The sequence below is a fragment of the Mesorhizobium sp. M7A.F.Ca.CA.002.05.1.1 genome, assembly GCF_003998335.1.
Lineage (GTDB): Bacteria > Pseudomonadota > Alphaproteobacteria > Rhizobiales > Rhizobiaceae > Mesorhizobium.
In genome coordinates this window covers 1-4,479 of record NZ_RZQI01000494.1, presented here as the reverse complement: position 1 = coordinate 4,479, position 4,479 = coordinate 1, and the positions used below count along the sequence as shown (strand labels likewise).

General features: G+C 63.1%; 3 protein-coding genes and 1 pseudogene. All 4 read right to left on the bottom strand.

What is annotated here, in order from left to right; all coding sequences use genetic code 11:
- Positions 1–1,882: Wzz/FepE/Etk N-terminal domain-containing protein (locus tag EN939_RS22420; protein WP_127269748.1), on the bottom strand; the 1,882-nt coding region annotated here is incomplete at its 3' end.
- Between the two features lie 225 nt (positions 1,883–2,107).
- Positions 2,108–3,004, bottom strand: a complete 897-nt coding sequence (locus EN939_RS22415) for a UTP--glucose-1-phosphate uridylyltransferase (RefSeq protein WP_127269746.1) — start codon at positions 3,002–3,004, stop codon at positions 2,108–2,110.
- A gap of 74 nt (positions 3,005–3,078) precedes the next feature.
- On the bottom strand, positions 3,079–4,047 hold the full coding sequence (locus EN939_RS22410; RefSeq protein WP_127269744.1) for a glycosyltransferase family 2 protein: 969 nt from the start codon (positions 4,045–4,047) through the stop codon (positions 3,079–3,081).
- Positions 4,037–4,479 (bottom strand): annotated as a pseudogene (locus EN939_RS22405) (glycosyltransferase family 2 protein); the annotation flags it as partial. The gene EN939_RS22410 and the pseudogene EN939_RS22405, both read right to left, overlap by 11 nt.

Here is a 4,479-nt window from a genome sequence, read left to right as displayed (position 1 = left end):
GGCCGGGATTGCGCAAGTCGCCGTCGATCAGCAGCGTCTTGGAGCCATTGGCGGCGAGCAAGCCGGCGAGATTTGCCGCGACCGTCGACTTGCCTTCGCCGGGAAGCACCGAGATGACGCCGATGACGCGGCTGCCTTGCCCTTCCATCACGACGTCGAAGGCGATCTTGGCGCTTCGCAGCGTTTCGGAGAACATCGAGGCTGGAGAATCGATGCTGACCCGCATGCGCGCCCGCCTTTCGGCCGCCGACAGCGATTGGGTGGTCTTGGCGTCTACCTGGGTCTCGCCCGGCTTTTCTTCCTTGCCGAGCTTGCCGCCGATCGTGGGGAGATAGCCGAGGAATTTCAGGTTGACGCGGTCGCGCACGTCCTCGCCGGTCCTGAAGAAGCGTTCGTTGAACTCGTTCAGGCCACCAAAGCCGGCGCCCATCAGCAGGCCAAGCACCAGCGAAAGCCCGAGCACGACGATTGTGCGCGGGCTCGAGGCCGCCATCGGCATCGAAGCGTCGGAGATGATGCGGATCTTGCCGACAGGGAAGGATTGCTGTTGCGCGGCTTCCTCATAGCGGCCGAGGAATGTCTGGTAGAGCGTGGTGAGCGCCGTCGCCTGCTGATCGAGTTCACGCAGCTTGACTTGCGTCTGGTTGTCGACGGAACTCTTGCCCTGTGCGGCCGCGACGTTGGCCCTGAGCGCGGTCTCGCGTGCCTGCGCCACCTCATATTCGTTGCGATAGCTTTCGGTCAGCTGCTTCAGCTCGCCGAAAATCTGCGTCGATATGTCGGCCTTCTCCTTGGAGAGAGCCACCGCCTGCGGGTGCTCGGGGCCGAAATTCGCCTCGACGTCCTGCAGACGCTTGGCCACCGTGAGATAGCGGGTCTTGAGCGCCGATATGACCGAGCTGCTCGGCTGGTCGCTCGATATGGCGGCATCCTTGAAGGCGTTTTCGGAGCCGCTGTCGACAATGGCTTTGTACTGCTGGTAGCGGGCGCTGGCGCGCGCGGTGTCGGCCTGCGCCACGATAAGCTGGGCGTTGAGGTCGGAAAGCTGCTTGTCGCTCATCAGCTGGCCGTCGCTGTTGGCGGCCAGCCCGTGTTCGGCCCTGAATTTCTCAACCGCAAGCGAAGCTGCCTGCGAGCTCTGGCGCAGCTCCGTCAACCGGCCCTGGAGCCAGACCGCAGCCCGCTCGGTGGCATCGAAGCTGGCATCGAGCTGATCGGCGAGATAGGCATCGGCGTAGGCCTTGGTGATGGCGTTTGCCAAGGCCGGGTCCGTCGCCTGATAGCCGAGCGCGATGACGTAGCTTCGCCCGATGCGCGTTGCCCGCACCTCGCTCTGCAGCTTGAGGATCGCGTAGTCGCGGCGCGACGTGGCGATCAGCGCATCGCGGGCGGCCGGGTCGAGCTTGCTGAAGTCAGTGCCACCCGGCATGGAAGAGCTGGGGCGGACATACTGGATCAGGCCGCGGATGAGGCCTATGCCTTGGGCAAGCGCCGACTGGGGCGGATTCATGAATGTGTCGTTCTGGTCGAGCTTCAGCTTGTCGACGACCACGGCGGCAAGCCGCGTCGAGGTCAGGATCTCGATCTGGCTCAGGATCGCCGAATCGGTCTGCATGGTTGTCGACGTCGCCGAAATGTCGTCGACGATTTTGTTCAAGCCCTCATCGATCAGCACGCTGGCGACCGACTGATATTTAGGCGGCGTCGTCTGCAAATAGAGCAAGCCCAGGAAGAGACCGATGACGGCACACACGGCAACCACCTTGGCCTGCCGTGCGGCCATGCCAAGCAGCCGCTCGATATCGATGAAGTCTTCGCCGTCTCCTGCGTCCGAATTCGGCAATGGCATCCTCTTGTCGAGAGGAAAGTTGGCATAATTCATCTTCGGTCCAATTCTAGAGCCGGTCCATCGCAATGGACTCTATCTCACTGTTTCAACATGATCTTTTCCGGAAACCGGGACCCACTTTCCGGGATCATGCCTTGGCTTGCAGGCGCCTCGAAGATCGGGAGCATCGCCAGAAGCGAAGCAAGCGTCGTGCCAGACGGCGAGAACCTGCCGGCCCCTCTTCGCCGGCCATCTGACCATGCTCCCGAAAGATGGGCATTATGCGGCTTCTTCCTGGCGTTCATGCGACCGGACGAACTCCTGAAGCATCTCGAAAACCGGACCCTTCATGTCGTCGCGCGCCAGCGCGAAGGCGATGTTGGCCTGGATGAACCCTTCCTTGGAACCGCAGTCGAACATGCGACCCTTAAAAGGCTGGGCGAAGAACGACTGATCCTTCGACAGACGAACCATGGCGTCCGTCAATTGAATCTCGTTGCCGGCGCCGCGCTGCTGATTGCCCAGAAGCGCGAAAATCTCGGGCTGCAGGATGTAGCGGCCGTTGATGTAGAAGTTCGACGGCGCATTGGCCGGCGCCGGCTTCTCGACCATGGCCGTCACCTCGAAACCGCCACCGATCTCGGCGCCACGGCCAACGATGCCGTATTTGTTGGTCTCGCTCGGTTCGCAACGCTCGACGGCGATCACGTTGCCACCCGTGCGCTCATAAAGCTCGACGGTTTCGGCGAGGCATCCGCGCCCGCCGAAGGACACCATGTCCGGCAGCAGCAAGGCGAAGGGCTCGTTGCCGATAACCTCGCGCGCGCACCAGACGGCATGGCCGAGGCCTTGCGGCGATTGCTGGCGGATGAAGCTGGTGGCACCGGCCACAGGCAGCATGCTTTCGAGCGCCTCCAACTGGGTCTTCTTGCCGGTCTGCTCCAGGGTGCCGATCAATTCCGGATGCAGGTCGAAATAGTCCTCGATCACCGCCTTGTTGCGGCCAGTCACGAAGACGATGTGCTCGATGCCCGCCTCGAAGGCCTCGTCCACCGCATATTGCACGACAGGCCTGTCGACCACGGGAAGCATTTCCTTTGGCATCGACTTGGTCGCCGGCAGGAATCTTGTTCCAAGCCCCGCCACCGGTATCACGGCCTTCCTGATTTTCTTCATCGCAAATTCCTTCTGAGGAGATCGACTTCAGTCCATTCACAGGCCACGAAAAATCCCTCCATGTGCCTGCATCTTCACCTCCCCGCCCCAACGGCAAATTGTGCCGCCATTCTTCGCAACCGCACGGCGATCGGCATGCCCATATGCCTGACCGCCGCCGGGTCGCTGAGCGCAGTCCGGATCGCCTTGAGCGGGGACCGCGCCTTGATGTGCTGTACCAGTGACAGAAACGATGCCGCCTTGCGCAGGCTGCGGCCGCGCCGTGCAAACGCGGCCTGCGCGGCCTCATCCATCCGATGGGTTTGAGCGAACACGGCATCCGCCCTGCGCATCGCTTCGACGTGGTGAAGCTCGAGCACGCGCGAGATGGAGCCGCTGCGGATATGATAGGCATAGCCGATATCGGGCTCGACGACGCATTTTCCGCCCTTGGCCAGGGCGCCGGCAAACAGGATGTAGTCTTCGCCGATCCTCAGCTTTTCGTCATAGCGAAGCCGGTGTTCGTTCAGGAACTCGCGCTGGAAGATCGGCTTGAGATAGCCGAGGTTGAACTTGGATTCGAAGACGACGTTGCCGGCGATGTAGGTGGCCAGCGAAATCTCGCGCAAGCCTTCCAGATATTGCCGCGGAAACATCGCGTCCTCGATGACGCCGTCCTCGCGAACGACCTGCAGATTGTCGACGGCGATCTGGGCATCCGCGCTTTCGGCACGAGCGATCATGGCCGCGAGCCGGCCGGGAAAGACCGCGTCGTCGGAATCGAGAACCGCGATCCATCTGCCGCGGGCGGCGTCGAGGCCGGCATTCCTGGCGCCGCCAGGGCCGCGGTTGCTGGCCAGGGCGACGACACGGACGATATCCCCGGGGTAGGCCCGCGCCACGTCGAGCGTCGCATCGCGCGACTTGTCGTCGACGACGATGATTTCGACGCTGACACCCTTCTGGGCGATGGCGCTGGCAATCGCCCGATCAAGGGTCGCCTCGGCGTTGTAGGCGGCAATAACGAAGGAAACATCCGGGACAGAGCTGACGTCAGGCTGCACGCTTGCCTCCCTCCTGTGGCGACGGCTGGCCATAGAGGCGAATTTCGCGGATGCCGACGAGGCCGCTGACGACACCAACATGCATAATGCCGCGCAGCACGCTGCGGTTCCTGCGGACTGGACTGACGACGACCGGAAGTGCCGAGGCGAAGCAATAGATGGCCTTTGCCGAGGCCAGGCCGACCTGCTTGACCAGGCCGATGCTGCTGGCGCTACTGCCCAGGAGATGGCCATGCGTCTGGCCGACGCGAAAGCGGCGGCGGCCGAGCCATTCGAATGCCGCCCTTGAGCGCGGCACCACCTCGTCGACCCACGCCTTGGGCGCGAAGGCGATGCGGCCGCCGGCCTTGTGCATCTGGTCGAAGAATTCGGTGTCCTCGCCGCCGGTCTGGCCACGCGCCAGGCTGAAGCGGCGGCCGCGCAGGCTGTCCG